Here is a 17,226-nt window from a genome sequence, read left to right as displayed (position 1 = left end):
CTTTTTATGCCTGGTAGCTTTTGCAGGCCGCTAAGCAGGCTTTGCAAGCCTCGGCGCACTGCTGGCAGTGGTCGTGCTGGTGCTTGGCGCACTCGTCGTGGCACTTCTGACACAGCTCGATGCACTCTTTCATGATATGGGGCGCGTGAGGCGAGTTGCGGGCGATAAAGGCGGCTGTGACCCGGCAGATATCGGCGCAGTCGCGGTCAAGGCGAATACAGGGAACCATCATCTTTATATCGTCTTCCGAGAGGCAGGCGTCGGCACAGTATTCGCAGGCGGCGATGCAGCGGGCTAGGGCATCGAGCAGAGCGCGGTTTTCAACGGGGGCATTTTTCATAAAAACTGGGAAAAGGAATCGGCGGGCCACGGCGGCCGGCCTACTTCTGCTTGTACGCGAGCCACGGGCGGGACGGTGGTGCAAAGTGCGGGCGGCCCGCGTGCAAAATCAGGGGGTAGGCGGGAGGCAGGCCGGAATTATGTACGCCTGGGGCCCTAACCTTACCGGCCGCAACACCGACTATGGGAGGCTGGCTCGCGTTAAGAGGGAGGCGTGATGTAACTGCCTACTCCTTATGAAAATAACTACTTTCCTGAGTTCGCTGCTAGCGGCCCTGGTGGCTACCCCCGCGCTGGCTCAGCACGCCATGCCGGGCATGGCGATGCCCATGCCCGCCGACACGGCCCAGCACGCAGCCGCGATGCCGATGGGCGGCATGGGCGCAATGAGCCACGCCTACTCGCGCAACCTGCCCATGAGCCGCAACGGCTCGGGCACGGCCTGGCAGCCCGACCAGACCGCCATGTACATGTGGATGCAGCACAAGGGCCCCTGGATGCTGATGTACCACGGCGCGGCCTTTGGGCGCTACACCAGCCAGAATTTCAACCACGACGGCGCGCGCGGCCACTCGAACACCGTGGACGGTCCCAACTGGTTTATGACGATGGCCCAGCGCCGGGTAGGCGAGCGCGGCCTGCTGAATTTCAGCCTGATGCTGAGCCTCGACGCGCTGACCGAAACGCGCGGCGGCTACCCGCTGCTGTTCCAAACTGGGGAATCCTATAAAGGCCAGCCACTCATCGACAAGCAGCACCCACACGACCTGTTTTCGGGGCTGAGCGTGGGCTACACTTATGCTTTTTCCAAAGATGTGGACCTGACGGCCTACCTGGGCTACCCCGGCGAGCCGGCCGTGGGGCCCACCGCGTTTATGCACCGGCTCTCGGCCATGCCTAACCCCGACGCGCCGCTCTCGCACCACTGGACCGATGCCACGCACATCACCTACGGGGTGGCCACGCTGGGGCTGCGCTACAAGCAGTTTAAGCTGGAAGGCAGCAACTTCACGGGCCGCGAGCCCGACCAGTACCGCTACGATTTTGACCGGCCCCGCGCCGACTCGTGGGCCGGCCGCCTCAACTGGAACCCTACCCCCACCCTGGCGCTGCAAGTGAGCCACGCTTACATCAAAAGCCCCGAAGACCTGCACCCCGACGAGAACGTGCACCGCACCACGGCTTCGGTGCTGCACAGCCGCAGCTGGGGCGAGCGCCACTACCTGGCCTCGTCGCTGGTGTGGGGCATGAATAAAACCCTGGGCAAAGGCCCCGAGCACGCCGTGCTGGCTGAAACCAACCTTACGCTGGGCCGGCCTACGTTTTACGGCCGCTACGAATACGTGCAGAAGGACAGCGAGGAGCTGGATTTCTACATCTCCGGGCCCGCTGACCAGCTGCTGGGCCGGGTATTTAACATTCACGCCCTCACGCTGGGTAGCAGCTACCGCCTCACCACGCTGGGCGGCCCACGCGGCCCCGAGTTGAGCGTGGGCGGCCAGCTCACGGGCTATTTCCTGCCGCAAGGGCTGCAAGGCGACCGCTACGGCGTGGGCTACGCGGGGCCCGGCTACGGCCGCCTACCCCTCTCGGCCTCGGTGTACGTGCGCCTGAACGCGCCCTGGATGCGGGCGATGTAGGGGGGTAGGGGCCAGTCAGGGCAAGGCCCCGTTGGGCATTTGGTAATACCTTGCGCCCCTGAAAAGCCCGGCCTTTCGCGGGTTTTCCGTCCTTCTTATGCACACGTATTTTCCGGGTTTCCTGGCGGGCGCGCTGCTCGTTTCGAGCGTTGCGCTGGCTCAGCCGCAGCCCGCGGTGACGGCGCAGGACTACGCCCGCGCCGAACAATTTTTGGGCTATAACACCCAGCCGCTGGTAGATGGCAGCGCCGGCCCACCCACCTGGCTGGCGGGCGACCGGTTCTGGTACCGGGTGCTGACGGCGCGGGGCAGCGAATTTGTGCTGGTAGACCCAGCCCGCAAAACCCGCACCGTGGCCTTCGACCCGGCCAAGCTAGCCGGCGCGCTTTCGGCGGCCAGCGGCACCGCCTACGCGGCCGACCGGCTGCCATTTCGTGACCTCGATTTTTCGGATGATGCGAAGGGCTTTGCCTTCGCGGCCGGCGGCAAAAGCTGGAACTACGACATTGTGAGCGGGAAAGTGAGCCCAGGGGCCAAGCCCGCCGCCGCGCTCAACGCCAATGCCAGCAACGAGATTAACTCGCCCGATGGCCGGCTGGCCGCTTTCATCAAAGACTATAATCTGTGGGTGCGCGACACCAACACCAACCAGCTCACCCAGCTTACCACCGACGGCGCGAAGGACTACGGCTACGCCACCGACAACGCCGGCTGGACCCACAGCGACCAGCCGGTGTTGCGCTGGTCACCCGACTCGCGCAAGATTGCCACCTTCCGGCAGGACCAGCGCCGGGTGAGCGATATGTACCTGGTAACCACCAATGTAGGTGCGCCCAAGCTGAAAACCTGGAAGTACCCGCTGCCCGGCGACTCGGTTATTGCCACCATCGAGCGGGTGATAATTGAGGTGCCTACCCCCCGCGTGGTGCGCCTGCAAGTGGCCCCCGACCCGCACCGCGGCTCGCTCTCGGATGATATTTCCAGCAGCGGCACCTTCGACGACGTGGACTGGAGCCCGGACGGTAGCCAGCTGGCCTTCGTCTCGACCTCGCGCGACCACAAGCAGGAAAAAATGCGGGTAGCCGACGCCGCCACCGGCGCGGCGCGGGAGGTATTTTCGGAAACCGTGCCCACGCAATACGAGTCGGGCCAGGGCGCTATCAACTGGCGCTACCTGCCCAAAACCAAGGAAGTTATCTGGTATTCGGAGCGCGATAACTGGGGCCATCTTTACCTCTATGACGCTACTACCGGCCAGGTGAAGCACCAGATTACCAAAGGCAACTGGGTAGTAACTAAGTTACTGCGGGTGGATGAGCAGCGCCGCCAGCTCTACTTCCTGGCCGATGGCCGCGAGCCGGGCAACCCCTACTTCAGCCACCTCTACCGCATCGGGCTCGATGGCAAGGGCCTGACCTTGCTCACGCCCGAGGCCGGCAACCACCAGGTGGTGCTGTCGCCCTCGGGCCGCTACTTCGTGGACACGTACTCGCAGCCTGATAAGCCCGGCGCGACGGTGCTGCGCGCGGCCGATGGTAAGCTGCTGCTGACCCTGGAGAAAACCGATATTTCGCGCCTCACCGCCACGGGCTGGAAGCCCCCTACCCCCCTCATGGTGAAAGGGGCCGACGGGCAAACTGACCTCTACGGACTGCTATTTACGCCCACCACGCTCGACCCGGCGCGCAAGTACCCGATTATCAACTATATCTACCCAGGGCCGCAGGGCGGCGGCGTGGGCAGCTGGTCATTCAGCTCCGCTCGCAACGATAACCAGGCGCTGGCCGAGCTAGGCTTCGTGGTGGTGGTAATTGAGGGCAGCTGCAACCCGCTGCGCTCCAAGAGCTTTCACGACGGCTGCTACGGCAACATGGCTGAAAACACCCTCTCGGACCAGATAGCGGGGATGCGCCAGCTGGCGCAGAAGTACCCATACATTGACTTGGCGCGGGCCGGCATCTGGGGGCACTCGGGCGGCGGCTACGCCACGGCGGCGGCCATGTTTCGCTACCCCGATTTTTTCAAGGTGGGCATCTCCGAATCGGGCAACCACGAAAACCGCAACTACGAGGACGACTGGGCCGAACGCTACATCGGCCTGCTCCAAACCAACCCCGACGGTACCACCAACTACGACAATCAGGCTAATACTACCTTCGCTAAAAATCTGAAGGGCAAGCTGATGCTGGCCCACGGCCTGCTGGACGACAACGTGCCGCCCGCCAATACCCTGCTGGTTATCGAGGCCCTCACCAAAGCCAACAAGAGCTACGACCTAGTAGTATTTCCGAACGCCCGGCACGGCTACGGCATCTACTCGCCCTACATGATGCGCCGCCGCTGGGACTACTTCGTGCAGAACCTGGCCGGGGCCGAGGCTCCGCACGACTACCTGATGCAGCCCCATCCCGACCCGCGCAATGCGGGGCAGTAGCGGGGGGTAGGGGCGGAAGCGGCCGCGCCTATCCACACGAGCGAGCGGACCGCAGAATATGGCGGGGCATCAGGGCCGGTGGGCGGCCACGTGCGTCGGAGGCGGGCGACCAGCTGAAGCTTACCCTACGTGCGCAGCCAGGTGCGCACGTATTTGCCCTGGGGGTCGTAGCGCTTGGCCTGCTGGGCCACGTCGAAGGCGGTGTCGCGCACGTCGGTGCCGGTGCCAGCGATGTACTTCCAGTTGCCCCAGTTCAGGGCCGGGTCGTGGTCAAGGAGCTGGTGCTCAAACCAGGCCGCGCCCCAGCGCCAGTCCTGGTGCAGGTCGTGGATGAGGTAGCTGGCCACGTTCTGGCGGCCCCGGTTGCTCATAAAGCCCGTGGCGGCCAGCTCGCGCATGTTGGCATCCACGAAAGCATTGCCGGTGCGGCCGGCGGCCCAGGTATCAAACACCGCCCGGTCGCGGTTCACCGCTTTGGGCACCTGCCCGCGCAGGCTGGCCCAGCCAAACAGCGCCCGCCCCGCCCGCTGCGCCAGCAGCAGAAAATAGTCGCGCCACAGCAGCTCCAAGCGCAGCTGCGTGGCCCCTTTGCTGCGCGCGCCGTGCGCAACATCGTGGGCATCAATGGCCGCCCACACCTGGCGGGCCGAGAGGCTGCCGTTGGCCAGCCACGCCGAGAACTTCGTGCTGAACGCCTCGCCCAGCAGCTCATTGCGCGTGTCGTTGTAGCGGCCAATGAGCTGGCGCGCCACCGCATAGTCGTGCAGGCGGGCCAGGGCCGCCGTTTCGCCGCCGCCCTGAATGGGGCGGGCCGTGCGGCGGTCGGGCACCGGCACTGCCAGGACGGGCTGGTGCAGAGCGGCCGCCAGTTGCGCCGGGCTGGGCAAGGCAGCCGGCACCAGGCCGGCGGGCAGCGGCGGCAGCTGGCGCGGCGGGGGTAGCGGCGCTCGCACCTTCATCCTATCGGCTACGCCAAAGCGGAACTTACTAAAGGAGAACGGGATATCACGCACGGCAACGGGCAGGTCGGCGGGGTCGAGCAGCGAGCGGGTCTCGAATAGCCGTAGCGGCACGGCCGGGCCCAGCGCCGCCGCCAGGGCAGTTTCGGCGGCTTCTTCTTCGGTGGTGTGCTCGGCGCTGGCCCACACGGCGCGCGCCCCCAGCTGCCGCGCCAGGACGGGCAGTACCTCGGCGGGCCGGCCCACCACGAAATGCACACCCGAGCCCAGCGCCACGTAGCTGGCCCGCACATCGGCTAGCGAAGCCAGCAAAAAGGGCAGGCGGTGCGGGCCTACTTTAGGCAGGCCCAGGTACGCATCGGGCCCGAACACGTCGGGGTCGAAGCAGTACACGGGCAGCAGGGCGGGGGTAGCGGGCGGCAGCGCGGCCAGCACGGCGTTGTCGTGCAGGCGCAGGTCGTTGCGCAGCCAATAAATAATGGGCATAGGACGGGAAGAGGGTAGCGCGAGGGTAACACGCGGCGGCCGCAACCTTCCCGGCCGGGCCGCCACTTTCTCCGCTGGGGCTACGGCGGCCCCGGCTCGCCCGGCACCTCCGCCCACAGCAGCAGGGCTTCAGACAACGGGCTTACGTCCAAGTCAATAAATCGCACGCCGTAGCGCAACTCATTATTTTCCACGATTTCGCGGCTACCGAGATGGATAACGCGGCGCAGGCGCTGGGCATTGCGGCCGTCGCTCAGGGCCACGGCATCAGCGCAGGCGAAGGCCGTAGCTGGGATACCGTAGCCCAGAATGAGCGGCCCACTATCGACATCGCCCGCGCCGGTGTGGTAGTCGCCGGGCTGCTCGCGGTAGAGGCGCACTACCCCCAGGTTGGTGCTGCTGGCCGCCTGGTAGCGCTGATACTGCTGCCGGGCAAAAGCTGAATCAACTCCCACCAGAAACCAGATGCTCCAGCCCAGCATGGAGCCGCGCGGGCCTTCGCTGGTCTTACCCCCCTCATTTACCTGTGAGGCCAGCAGGCCAGTTTCGGCGTCGAGCCAGTGGGCTCGGGCCCGCGCCGCCCAGCGTCGGCCCGCCGCGTAGGGGCTGCCCGTGAGGCGGCCGTGCAGCGCCAGCGAAGCCAGGGCCACGGTATTGTCGGGCAGCCAGCGCCGGCCGGGGTAGGAAGCCAGGTTGCCGGCCGGCTCCTGAGCGTAGCGCCGGTAGAGCGCCGCCGACAGCGCGTCGTGCAGCGGACCGTAGGGCGAAGCGGGCTTCAGCTGCCGGTGGCAGCCCAGCATCAGGTTCAGGTGGCCCAGGTAGAGTACCGAGGGGGGTAGGGAATCGAGGCCTGCCGGCTGGCCCGGCAGCGGCCAGCCGGCGGCGAAGGGATGGCGCAGGGGAGCCGCCAATACCGCCTGGATAGCCAGAGCGATATAATGAGCGGCTTCGGGCCGCAGGGCAGGGTTTTGCTGCGCCAGGTTGGTCAGCGCGTAGGTGGTGAAGGAGAGCGTGAACAAGCCCCACTCCGGGTTTTGCTGCGTCAGCTTGCCCAGGGCCGTGCCCGGCCCGCCGCCCTCCCGGATGATGCGCTCCAGGTAGTTGAGCCGCGCGCGCACGTTGGCTGGGGGCGGCGGGGCGTAGGCCGGGCGGCTGAAGCTGAGCCACACCAGCGCCAGCAGGGTCAGGGGCAGAAGCCAGCGGGCGCGGCGTTTCACGGATGGGGTCATAGTGGCGCAATTTCAGGGGGTTGCGGCCGGCCCTTACGCCGGCCCTTACGCCGGGGCGGGACGGCGGAGTTTTGCTGAAAGTAATTCACCACCAGCACTTAGTCAGCTCCCACTTCACTCCTTTACCTTCGGCCCCATGAAAACTGCTACCCTCTTGCGCACCGCCGCTGCCGGCCTGCTGACCTCGGCCGCCGCCGCCCAAACTCCTGCCGCGCCGGCCGGCCTTTGGCAGGGCAGCCTGAAAGTTGGCCCTAGCTCCGAGTTAGCTTTATTTTTTGACCTGAAAGGCCAGGCCCCTACCCTGACCGGCACCGTGAGCGTGCCCCAGCAAACCACCGAAAAGCTGCCGCTGAGCAGCGCAGCCGTGCGCCACGACAGCCTGCTGCTAGGGGTCGAAGTAGTGCATAGTCGCTTCGCCGGCAAGTTTTCCAGCGATGGGCAGCAGATAGCCGGTACCTGGTTTCAGGGCGGCGCGCAGCTGCCCCTGACCCTGCGGCGGGGCACCGTTGCGGCCGAGGTGGCGGCCGTGCCGCGCCGCCCGCAGGAGCCGCACGCGCCCTACCCCTACCGCAGCCAGGAGCTGACTTTTCCGAATAAAAAGGCCGGCTTCGACTTGGCCGGTACTCTCACGCTGCCGGCTGGCAAGGGGCCGTTTCCGGCCGTGGTGCTGGTGACGGGCTCGGGGCCGGAAGACCGCGACGAAACCGTATTTGGCCACCAGCCTTTCCTGGTGCTGGCCGACTACCTTACGCGCCGGGGCTGCGCGGTGCTGCGCTACGACGACCGGGGGGTAGGCCAGTCAAAAGGCACATTTAAGGGTGCGACCACGGCTGACTTTACCACCGATGCCCTGGCCGCGCTGGCCTACCTGCGCACCCGCCCCGACATCCGGCCCCGCCAGGTGGCGCTGATGGGCCACAGCGAGGGCGGCCTCGTGGCCTGGGAGGCGGCGGCCCAGCCCGGCGGCCCCGACCTGGTAGTGTCGCTGGCCGGCCCCGGCGTGCCCGGCGATGCCATCCTGCTGCGCCAGCAAGCCGATATGGCCCGCGCCGAGGGGGCCGACTCGGCCAGCATCGGCGGCAACTTCCGGCTGCACCGGGCGCTTTTTGCCGAGCTGCGCAGCCTGCCAGCCGACTTGCCCGCCGACCAGCTCATGGCCAAGCTTACCCCCCTCATAAAGCGCCAACTGCCCGGCCTTAGCGCCGAGCAAACGCAGCAGCAAGTGACCCAGGCCGCCCGCGCGTTTACCGACCCGTGGATGCGCTCCTTCCTGCGCACCGACCCCGCTACCTATCTGGCAAAAGTGAAATGCCCCGTGCTGGCCCTTAACGGGGCCAACGACCTGCAAGTGGCCGCCGACCAGAACCTGCCCGCCATCGCCCGCGGCCTGCGCGCCGCCGGTAACCATGACGTTACTACGCGCACTCTACCCCAGCTCAACCACCTCTTCCAAACCGACCCCGCGGCCAAAAGCCAGTACGCCAGTATCGAGGAGACATTTGCGCCCAGCGCGCTGCAAGTTATTGGCGACTGGCTGAGCGCCCACACGAAGTAGGGTGCGGGGCTGGCCCCCGCCCGTCGTTGAACGATTCGCATCCGTTTCGTTCAACGTCGGGCGGGGGCCAGCCCCTCACCTACACCAATCCCTTCGCCACTAAATACTCCGCAATCTGCACGGCATTCGTAGCGGCGCCTTTGCGCAGGTTATCGGCTACTATCCACATATTGAGGGTGTTAGGCTGCGTGTCGTCGCGGCGCAGGCGGCCTACCAGCACGGCGTCGCGGCCGTGGCTGTCTTTGGGCATGGGGTAGCGATTGTTCTGCACGTCGTCTACTAGCTCCACGCCGTCCGTTTTGCTGAGGATGTCGCGCACGTCGGCGAGGTCGAAGTCGTGGGCAAACTCGATATTTACCGACTCGGAGTGGCCGCCCAGCACGGGCACGCGCACGCAGGTAGCGGTGACGCGAATGCCGTCGTCGCCCATGATTTTCTTGGTCTCGTTCACCATTTTCAGCTCCTCCTTGGTGTAGCCATTGGGCTGAAACACGTCGATGTGGGGCAGCACGTTCAGGTCGATGGCGTGGGGGTAGGCGGCGGCGGTCACAGGCTGGCCGGCGCGCTCCTGCATGAGCTGGTCCACGGCTTTTTTGCCGGTGCCGGTCACACTCTGATAGGTGCTGATAACGAGGCGCTGCACCCGATATTTTTTGTGTAAGTCATTCAAAGCCACCACTAACTGAATGGTTGAGCAGTTGGGGTTGGCGATGATTTTATCATCCTTCGTGAGCACCTGGGCGTTCACCTCGGGCACCACCAGCTTCTTGCCGGGGTCCATGCGCCAGGCTGAGGAATTGTCCACCACCGTGGTGCCGACTTCGGCAAATTGGGGCGCGAACTCCAGCGACACGCCGCCGCCGGCCGAGAAAATGGCGATGGCCGGCCGCGCCGCAATGGCGTCTTCCATGCTCACCACGGGGTAGTCTTTGCCCTGAAAATGAACCAGCTGGCCCACCGATTTAGCCGAGGCTACGGGCAGCAATTCGGTCACTGGAAACTGACGCTCGGCCAGCACTTTCAGCATTTCGGTGCCCACCAGCCCGGTAGCACCCACAACGGCAATCTTCATGAAAAGAGAATTTTAAGCGGCGGTTTCCTGCACCAGCCGATGAACCGGCCAAATATCGGCAGAAATGCGGGAGTGTCGACCGGCTTTTACGGTGCCGCCGCGCCAACCCGAACGCGCGCACGGCAGTAGAAAGGAACAACAATCCTTTTTTACCATCATGCCCATTCAACCCAAAACCAAAGGCCTAGCCCACGTAGCCCTGCGCACGACCGATTTTGCCCGCACGAAAGCATTTTACCACGACCTACTGGGGTTTCCGATAGCAATTGAAAATGCTGATTTAGTGGGATTTATGGTTGGCTCCGTGTTTATTGGCTTCAAGCAGGCGACGCCCACCTACCCCGGTGGTAACATCTTCACACCCTTCAACGTGGGCCTCGACCACATCGCCATTGCCTGCGACGACGAGGCCGAGCTGCACCGCGTGGCCGACGCCCTACAAGCCGCCGGGGTCGAGAATACCGGCATCAAAACCGATACCGTGCAGCCCAAGCAGTACGTGGCCTTCAAAGACCCCGACCGCATTCAGTGGGAGTTTTACATGGCCTGAGCCGGGCACGGAGCAGCGGGCTAAACGCCCCGCTACCCCGCGCTTCGGGTGCTTGCTTCGGAGTGCCGCCGCCGGGCCCTACCCCCCTTCACGTGCCTGTACCCGCTGCGCTTACTGCTCCGCTTTAATTAGCCACGCCCAACTGGCAGCAACGTTTGCCCACGATGAGGTGCGTACTTACTGCAAAAACTTAGCTCATCCCCCACTACTCGCGCCGGCCGCACCGCAATGACGTCCTTCATGCTCACTACTGGGTATTATTTCCCCTGTAAATGAACCAGTTGGCCCACCAATTTAGTCGAGACCACGGGCGATAGCATCATAACCGGGAGCTGGCGTTCGGCCAGCACGTTCAGCATTTTGGTGCTCACCAGCCCGGTGGCACTCCCCTACCCACGGTACACCTTATGTTACGGCAGCAGGCCGTAGAGACGCGACCTTTCGCGTCTTTTTCCGCGCGTGAACGACCCTAATGCCGAGAGACGCGAAGGGTCGCGTCTCTACCGCGCCAACCGGTGCAGCCGGTCGCTTTACATCCCAAACGTGCGGGTATACAGCGCCTTCGGTACGGCCTCTTGCAGCAGCGCGCCGGGGCCGCGGTAGCTGGCGGTGGGCAGCAGGCTCAGCAGCAGGTGCAGGCCGGTGTCGGCCAGCTGGGCCAGCACCGGGGGTGTGAGGCCGCACCAGTGCAGGCTGGTGCCGGCCAGCCGCGCCCGCTGGTGGGCATCAAAAATGGCGCGCTGCCCGTGCCAGCTCACTGAGGCCAGGCGCTGGCAGTCGGCCCACACGAACGGCTGGTGGTAGCCCAGCACTTCGGCCACGGCCTGCTCTAGGTGCTGGGCGGCGGCGGCCCCGGCGCAGTGCCCGCGCAGGCTGAGGCCGGCCGTGGTCTGGTAGTTGCCGGCGTGCACCACGAAACCGGGGGCAGGCAGGTAAGGGGATAGTGTTGACATAGAAGGGTAGATAAGAGTACGTTGGGCAAATCTACGCCTTTGCTAATCAGTAACCTAACGCGAAAAACACGTATTTTCTTCTCGGCATCAATCCCCCTTCGCCAGCTCGGCCGGCACCGGCAGTTGCAGCAAAAAGCTGGTGCCCTGGCCCGGCCGCGATTGGCTGCTGAACGTGCCACCCAGCAGCCCGAGCCGGGTGCGAATGCCCGCCAGACCAATGCCCGTGCGCGCAGCTGCCCCGCCGGCGTCGAAACCCACGCCATCGTCTTCCACGCTGATGTAGACTTGGTGGTCTTCCCGGCTCACCTCCACGAATACTTCCTGGGCCTGGGCGTGCTTCATCACGTTGTTTACTAATTCCTGCACAATGCGGTACACAGCCGTGGCCAGCAGGGCGGGGAGGGGTTGGTCGAGGCCCCGCAGGTTGAGGTCGACGGCGAGGCTGGCCGGGATGCGGCTCACCAGCTCTTGCAGGGCCACGGCTAGGCCAAAGTCTTCCAAAATACTGGGCGTCAGCTCAAAGGAAATACTGCGCGTGGCCCGAATGGCCTCGTTGAGTAGCTCCTTACCGGCGTGCACGGCCTCGGAGGGGGGTAGGGCGTCGAGGTGCAGGCGGGTGGCGTAGAGCAGCTGGCCCACGCCGTTGTGCAGGGCCTCGGCAATGCGGCGGCGCTCCTCCTCCTGGGTGGTGAGGATGGCCGAGAGCACTTCCTGCTGCTGGCGCAGCCTGAGGTGGGTAGCTTCTTCCTTGAGGCGCTCCGAGTCGGTGATGTCGATGGCGAAGACCACGGCCTCCTGCTTTTCGTGGTCAAAAAAGCCGCAGCACTGAAAATACACCGGCCGGCCCGCGTGCTCCAGGCTGGCCACGTAGCTCTGGCGCTCGCCGGCCAGCAGCCGCTGGAAGTGCGGGGCCAGGCTCGGCAGCACCTCCGCGGCCAGCTGGCCGCGCATGCAGTTATCGGTCATGCCCAGGCGGTGCAGGCCCTGGCCTATCTGCTCGCGGTAGCGGCCATCGAGGCCCTGGCGGCTCAGCACCACGGGCAGGTGCTGCAGGATGTTGTCGAGCAGGCGGTTTTTGGAGCCCAGCTCCTCTTTCACCGCGTACTGGGTCGTCACGTCGCGCACCAGCCCCGTAAAGCGCAGGGGCTGGCCACTAGGCTCCTCGTAGCTGAAGCGCCCCAGCGCCGCCACGTGGCGTACGTTGCCAGCGGCCCCCAAAAGGCGGCATTCTACGTCGAAGATGGCCTGCTCATGCCGCGCCACATTCAGGGCCTGCGCCACGCGGGCCTGGTCGTTGGGGTGCAGGGCGGCCTGCAGCTGGCCGAAGGGCCCAGCCGCGGCGGCTGGCTCTTCGGCCAGCCCGAATATTTCGCGCGCCCGCGCATCCTGGTACAGCTGCCCGCCATCCTGCTCCCAGCCCCACACGCCGGTGTCGGCGGCGGCCAGGGCCAGCTGCAGGCGGCTTTCGCTTTCGCGCAGCTGCTGCTCGCCTTTTTTGCGGGCCGTGATGTCGCGCCAGGCGGCGTGCAGCAGAGAGCGGCCCGCTATCAGCACGGGGTTGAAGGACAGCTCATCCCAGCAAGCTTCGCCGGCCGGGTCGTGGCGCAGCAACTCGAGGCGGCACCAGCCCTGCGCCTGGGCCACGTGCAGGCTCTGGGCCAGCACGTCGGCGGTGGGCCGGCCGGCGGGCTGGGTATCGGGCCAGAAATCGAGCAGGCAGCGGCCCAGCACCTGGCTTTTATCGGGGCGGCCCAGCAGGCGCAGCGCGGCCGCGTTCAGGTCCACGAAGCAGTCGCCATCGAGCAGCACCATGCCGTCGCGGGCCTGCTCGAAGGTGGCCCGGAAGCGCACTTCGCTGGCGGCCAGCGCGTCGGCAGCGCGGCGGCGGGCCGTCACGTCGAGCAGCACGAGGCGGTAGCTGGTGGGGGGTAGGGTTTCGTCGTCGCTTTCGGCGGTAGCCACGCCTTCGAGCTGGGCGAAGAAGGTCGTCTCATCGGCGCGGCGCATGGTCAGCTCGCAGCTCTGGTGCCGGCCGGGGGCCGCCCACAGGCGGGCCAGAAACTCGGCGAAGCGGTCGCGCTCGGCGGGCACCACAAACAGCGCCAGCCGCCGCCCGCGCAGGCGCAGGCGCTCCTGGCCCAGCAGCTGGCTGGTGTGCAGGTTGAGCTGCTGCACCGTGCCCGCTGCCGAGAGCGTGCAGTAGCCCACGGGCGCGAAGTCGTACAGCTCCACGTATTGCTGGCGGCTGCTTTCAGCATCCGTCTGGGCCAGCAGCAGCTCTTCATACTGCATTTCCAGCTCTATCTGGTGCACTTGCAGCTCCTGCACCAGCCGCTGCACCTCGGGGGCGGTGGTGGGGGGTAGGCTCTCCGAAACCAGCCGCCGCCGCTCGGCGCGCTGGCGCAGGGCGCGCAGTGCCTCCTGGGGGTTGGGGGTCATGCGGTGAATGGGTGAAAAAGTGAAGTAGGGGGTAGGGCCGCGCGGTAAGCTTGAGCTTACCGGAGGTTGAAGTCAGTAGGAGGCAGGGAAGTTACACCGTTTGTTCAACTTGTCCTTCCTCATCCGGCAAGCTGAAACTCACCGCATGGCCCTACCCCCCTACTTTACCGAATTCCTAAACCGCTACCCCACACTCAGTAAGCTAATGCTTGCCCTACTTTTCCCTACCCCACCTTCATTCCCCAACTCACCGCACGCCCAGCAGCACCTGGCCGGTGGGCTGGCCCTGGTGCAGCAGGCGGCGGCCGTAGAGGCGGGCGGCGCGGCGGCCCAGGCGCGGGAAGTCGGCCTCGAAGGGCAGGTCCTCAAACTCGGAGGCGGCGGTAGGGTCCAGCAATTGGTGCAGGGCCGCGAGCAGGGCGGGCTGGTTCCAGGCCCCGCCGGCCAGGGCCGCCAGGGGCTGGCCCGGCAGCTCGGCCTGGTTTTCCTGGAAAGCCTCGGCGAAGGCGCAGTTGGCAGAATACACCCGCAGGTCGGCATCGAGGGCCAGCAGGGGTTCGCGCACGGTATCAGCCATGCTCTGGCTGAAGCGGGCGGCCTGGTGCGAGTGCGCTTCGAGCTGCTTGAGCCGGGTGATATCGGTGAAAGTGATGACGACCCCGTTGATATAGTTATCGAGCGAGCGGTAGGGCAGAATGCGCATCGTAAACCACTCGCCGCCCAGGGTCTGGATATTCACCTCCACGCTGGTGAGGCGGGCCAGCACCAGCTGCACGTCGCGCAGCAGGTGCTCGTAGCGTAGGCTGCTGGTGAAGTGCGCCAGCGGCCGGCCCACATCGGCGGGCAGCAAGCTGACGATGCGGCCCACGGGCGGCGTAAAGCGCTTTATTGCCAGGTCATTATCCAGAAAAATAATGGCGATTTCGGTGGCATCGAGCAGGTTTTTCATGTCGTTGGCCGTCTGGCTCAGCTCCTCGGTCTTGGCCAGGTACTGCATGTTGAGGGTCATCAGCTCCTCGTTGAGGCTCTGCATCTCCTCCTTGTTGGTCATGGCCTCCTCGTTGGTGCTTTGCAGCTCCTCGTTGGCGCTTTGCATCTCCTCGTTGGTGCTTTTCAGCTCTTCCAGGCTGCTTTCCATCTCCTCTACCGTGACTTGGAGGCGGTGCTTGGTGTACTGCAGCTCCTTGGTGAGGGCTTCCGCCACGGTGTCGCGGTGCGGGCCGTCGGGGCCGGGGCTGGCTTTGGCGTGGCGCACCCGGCGGGGGGTAGGCTGGTCCTCAAACACCACCAGCAGCAGGCCGACCAGCGGCTCGGGCTCGGTGAGGGGCCGCACCGTGAGGCGCAGCAGCTGCTGGCTAGCCTCGCCGCGCACCTGCACGTTATCTACCACCACCGGCCCCTGGATTTGGGTGGCGCGCAGCACGGCCCCGCTGATTTCAAACTTCAGCCCGTCGTAGGCCATCTCAAACAGGTTCATGCCGCTCAGGCCGGGGGCGGGCTCCAGGTACTTGCCGGTGCGCCCGTTCACGAACAGGATTTCGCCCTTGCCGTCAATCACCACCGCCGGCGGGGCGTAGGCGAGCAGCAGGTTTTTCTGGATGAGGGCGGCAAACGAGTTGGTCTGGCGGTGGTTGGCGGCCGAAGGCGACATAAGGGCAATGGTGCGGGGGGTAGCCGCGGCGTGCCGCCCCAGCGAAAAGGGAAACTTGATGAGGTGCGGCAACCCGGCCGCCGTAGCCGTGCGCCGCAGCAGCTTCCACTTCACATCGAGCGGCTGAAAAAGGTCGTGGTAGCCGGTAATGTTTTCGCTGGGCCCCAGAAACAGCAGGCCACTGGGGTTCAGGGCGTAGTGAAACACCGGCAGCAGGCTTTTCTGCAATTCGGCGTTGAGGTAGATGAGCAGGTTGCGGCACACCAGCAGGTCGAGCTTGATGAAGGGCGCGTCCTTATTAATGTTGTGCAGGGCAAACACCACCACGTCGCGCACCTCCTTGCGAATCTGGAAGCCGCCGTCGGTTTTCTGAAAAAAGCGCGCCAGCCGCGCCGGGCTCACGTCGGCCACGATATTGTCGGCGTACTCGCCGGCGCGCGCCCGCACAATGCCCTCGGCCGAGATGTCGGTGGCAAAAATCTGGAGCTTGAGGTGGCGGTTGGGCTCCACCTCATCCAGGCATTCGAGCAGGGTCATGGCCAGCGAGTAGGCCTCCTCGCCGGTCGAGCAGCCGGGGGCCCACACCCGCACCGTGCTCTCGGCGGGCTTGGTGGCCAGCAGCGCCTGCAGGTGGGTTTGGAGGCTGGCAAAGGCTTCCGCGTCGCGGAAAAACTTGGTCACCCCAATCAGCAGCTCGTGAAAAAGCTGCTCCACCTCGGCGGGGTTTTCCTGCAAGTAGCGCACGTAGTGCGTGAACTCCTTGATTTGGTGCGAGTTCATGCGCCGCTCAATGCGCCGAAACACCGTGTTGCGCTTATAAAAGCTGAAGTCGTGCCCGGTTTGGGTCCGAATGAGCAGAAATATCTTCTGGAGCGCGTGGGCCGGCTGGCTAGCCGAGCCCGCCTCCGGGTCGCGGGCGGGCCGGCTGTCGAGGGGCCGCCGCACGTAGTCGAGCAGCTGGGCGGGCAGCAGCTCGGGACGCAGCACAAAGTCCACGAACTCGGTGGCCAGCGCGGCGCGCGGCATGGCATCGCAGAGGGCCGTTTCGGGGTCCTGGGCCATCACCATCCCGAAGTTTTCCATCACTAGCTTCAGGCCCACGGTGCCGTCGCTACCCATGCCCGAGAAGATGACGCACACCGCCCGCTCGCCCGCATCTTTGGCCAGGGTTTGCAGAAAAAAGTCAATCGGGTGGCGGCGGCCGGCGGGTTGGGTCGGCTTCAGCAAATACAAGCTGCCGTGCAGCAAGCTCAGGTCGTGGTCGGCCGGAATAAGGTAAACGTGGTTGGGGCGCACGCGCTGCCCGTCGTGGGCCTCAGCCACGGGCAGCGGCGTAAAGCCCTGAATCACCTGCGTAAGCTGGGTGCCGTCGGGCGGGTCGGGCAGCCGGTGCACCACCACCACGAAGGCCAGCCCGCTGGCGGGGGGTAGGCGGCTGAAAAACCGCTCCAGCGCCTCCAGCGCCCCCGCCGAGCCGCACAAGGCCACTACCGGAAACTTGTCGGCCGGCTCGGGGCGGCCGTTGCGGCTGCGGCCGCCGGGCCGGGCCGGGCGGTTTTGCTCGGGCGTAACGGACTCGGCGGCGATGGGGGCAACCTCGGCGGCCGGCTGGGCGGGAGTTTTCATAGGGGGTAGGCCGGTGCGCCCACTAGGTTGAGCACCAGCTTAATTTTTTGCAGCTCCGCAAGCTGGGGCGTAGGGCGCGCACCCCAGCTTGCGGAGCTGCGCCGGTAGGCGGCAGCAAGGCGCTAGGTGCCAGCGCCCCCGCAGTTACCCTGGGGCCCCGCGGCGCGTACGGGCCATTAAAAACGGCTTTAATTACCCCCTAAAGTACTACCCCGGCTGCTTAATCTTTATTTTTAACGGGCTCGTATGTCTGAAACTACTACCGCAACATCTTCGCTTCATCCCGCTTTTTT

At 65.5% G+C, this 17,226-nt stretch carries 11 protein-coding genes; 4 read left to right on the top strand and 7 right to left on the bottom strand.

Annotation, left to right across the window (positions count from 1 at the left end):
• Positions 1-4: 4 nt before the first annotated feature.
• On the bottom strand, positions 5-340 hold the full coding sequence (locus LC531_RS18510) for a four-helix bundle copper-binding protein (RefSeq protein ID WP_223652939.1): 336 nt from the start codon (positions 338-340) through the stop codon (positions 5-7).
• A gap of 235 nt (positions 341-575) precedes the next feature.
• Between LC531_RS18510 and LC531_RS18505 the strand changes: the two genes are divergently transcribed.
• Positions 576-1,979, top strand: a complete 1,404-nt coding sequence (locus LC531_RS18505) for an OprO/OprP family phosphate-selective porin (RefSeq protein WP_223652938.1) — start codon at positions 576-578, stop codon at positions 1,977-1,979.
• Between the two features lie 97 nt (positions 1,980-2,076).
• Positions 2,077-4,413: a S9 family peptidase gene (locus tag LC531_RS18500; RefSeq protein ID WP_223652937.1), complete on the top strand. Its 2,337-nt coding sequence runs from the start codon at positions 2,077-2,079 to the stop codon at positions 4,411-4,413.
• Between the two features lie 125 nt (positions 4,414-4,538).
• Here the strand turns inward: LC531_RS18500 and LC531_RS18495 are convergent, their stop codons facing one another.
• Together LC531_RS18495 and LC531_RS18490 are read right to left on the bottom strand one after the other, a co-directional pair.
• Positions 4,539-5,858: a DASH family cryptochrome gene (locus LC531_RS18495; RefSeq protein ID WP_223652935.1), complete on the bottom strand. Its 1,320-nt coding sequence runs from the start codon at positions 5,856-5,858 to the stop codon at positions 4,539-4,541.
• 80 nt (positions 5,859-5,938) lie between these two features.
• Complete coding sequence (locus LC531_RS18490) at positions 5,939-7,087, bottom strand: hypothetical protein (RefSeq protein ID WP_223652933.1); 1,149 nt, start codon at positions 7,085-7,087, stop codon at positions 5,939-5,941.
• A gap of 136 nt (positions 7,088-7,223) precedes the next feature.
• Here LC531_RS18490 and LC531_RS18485 point away from each other — a divergent pair, with 136 nt between their 5' ends.
• Positions 7,224-8,642, top strand: coding sequence for an alpha/beta hydrolase family protein (locus tag LC531_RS18485; RefSeq protein ID WP_223652931.1), 1,419 nt, complete (start codon positions 7,224-7,226; stop codon positions 8,640-8,642).
• 79 nt (positions 8,643-8,721) lie between these two features.
• Here the strand turns inward: LC531_RS18485 and LC531_RS18480 are convergent, their stop codons facing one another.
• A complete protein-coding gene (locus LC531_RS18480) occupies positions 8,722-9,714 on the bottom strand; it encodes an aspartate-semialdehyde dehydrogenase (protein WP_223652928.1) in 993 nt (330 codons plus the stop codon).
• 157 nt (positions 9,715-9,871) lie between these two features.
• Between LC531_RS18480 and LC531_RS18475 the strand changes: the two genes are divergently transcribed.
• Positions 9,872-10,264 (top strand): VOC family protein, encoded by a 393-nt coding sequence (locus tag LC531_RS18475; protein WP_223652920.1) that lies wholly within the window; start codon positions 9,872-9,874, stop codon positions 10,262-10,264.
• A gap of 530 nt (positions 10,265-10,794) precedes the next feature.
• Here LC531_RS18475 and LC531_RS18470 read toward each other — a convergent pair.
• The 3 genes from LC531_RS18470 to LC531_RS18460 all read right to left on the bottom strand — a co-directional run bounded on the left by LC531_RS18470 (position 10,795) and on the right by LC531_RS18460 (position 16,933).
• Positions 10,795-11,217, bottom strand: coding sequence for an STAS domain-containing protein (locus LC531_RS18470; RefSeq protein WP_223652918.1), 423 nt, complete (start codon positions 11,215-11,217; stop codon positions 10,795-10,797).
• Between the two features lie 87 nt (positions 11,218-11,304).
• On the bottom strand, positions 11,305-13,656 hold the full coding sequence (locus LC531_RS18465) for a PAS domain-containing sensor histidine kinase (protein ID WP_223652917.1): 2,352 nt from the start codon (positions 13,654-13,656) through the stop codon (positions 11,305-11,307).
• A gap of 247 nt (positions 13,657-13,903) precedes the next feature.
• Positions 13,904-16,933, bottom strand: coding sequence for a CheR family methyltransferase (locus tag LC531_RS18460; RefSeq protein WP_223652915.1), 3,030 nt, complete (start codon positions 16,931-16,933; stop codon positions 13,904-13,906).
• Positions 16,934-17,226 lie beyond the last annotated feature (293 nt).

The sequence above is a fragment of the Hymenobacter psoromatis genome (genome assembly GCF_020012125.1).
GTDB lineage: Bacteria > Bacteroidota > Bacteroidia > Cytophagales > Hymenobacteraceae > Hymenobacter > Hymenobacter psoromatis.
The sequence above is the reverse complement of the archived record's forward strand: the minus strand, read 5'-3'. Positions and strand labels throughout refer to the sequence as shown.

Bases quoted from the DNA above. Each gene is read 5' to 3' on its own strand.
- LC531_RS18460 (WP_223652915.1), bottom strand. From the start codon at position 16,933: ATGAAAACTCCCGCCCAGCCGGCCGCCGAGGTTGCCCCCATCGCCGCC.
- LC531_RS18500 (WP_223652937.1), top strand. From the start codon at position 2,077: ATGCACACGTATTTTCCGGGTTTCCTGGCGGGCGCGCTGCTCGTTTCG.
- LC531_RS18470 (WP_223652918.1), bottom strand. From the start codon at position 11,217: ATGTCAACACTATCCCCTTACCTGCCTGCCCCCGGTTTCGTGGTGCAC.
- LC531_RS18495 (WP_223652935.1), bottom strand. From the start codon at position 5,858: ATGCCCATTATTTATTGGCTGCGCAACGACCTGCGCCTGCACGACAAC.
- LC531_RS18490 (WP_223652933.1), bottom strand. From the start codon at position 7,087: ATGACCCCATCCGTGAAACGCCGCGCCCGCTGGCTTCTGCCCCTGACC.
- LC531_RS18480 (WP_223652928.1), bottom strand. From the start codon at position 9,714: ATGAAGATTGCCGTTGTGGGTGCTACCGGGCTGGTGGGCACCGAAATG.
- LC531_RS18465 (WP_223652917.1), bottom strand. From the start codon at position 13,656: ATGACCCCCAACCCCCAGGAGGCACTGCGCGCCCTGCGCCAGCGCGCC.
- LC531_RS18510 (WP_223652939.1), bottom strand. From the start codon at position 340: ATGAAAAATGCCCCCGTTGAAAACCGCGCTCTGCTCGATGCCCTAGCC.
- LC531_RS18485 (WP_223652931.1), top strand. From the start codon at position 7,224: ATGAAAACTGCTACCCTCTTGCGCACCGCCGCTGCCGGCCTGCTGACC.
- LC531_RS18505 (WP_223652938.1), top strand. From the start codon at position 576: ATGAAAATAACTACTTTCCTGAGTTCGCTGCTAGCGGCCCTGGTGGCT.
- LC531_RS18475 (WP_223652920.1), top strand. From the start codon at position 9,872: ATGCCCATTCAACCCAAAACCAAAGGCCTAGCCCACGTAGCCCTGCGC.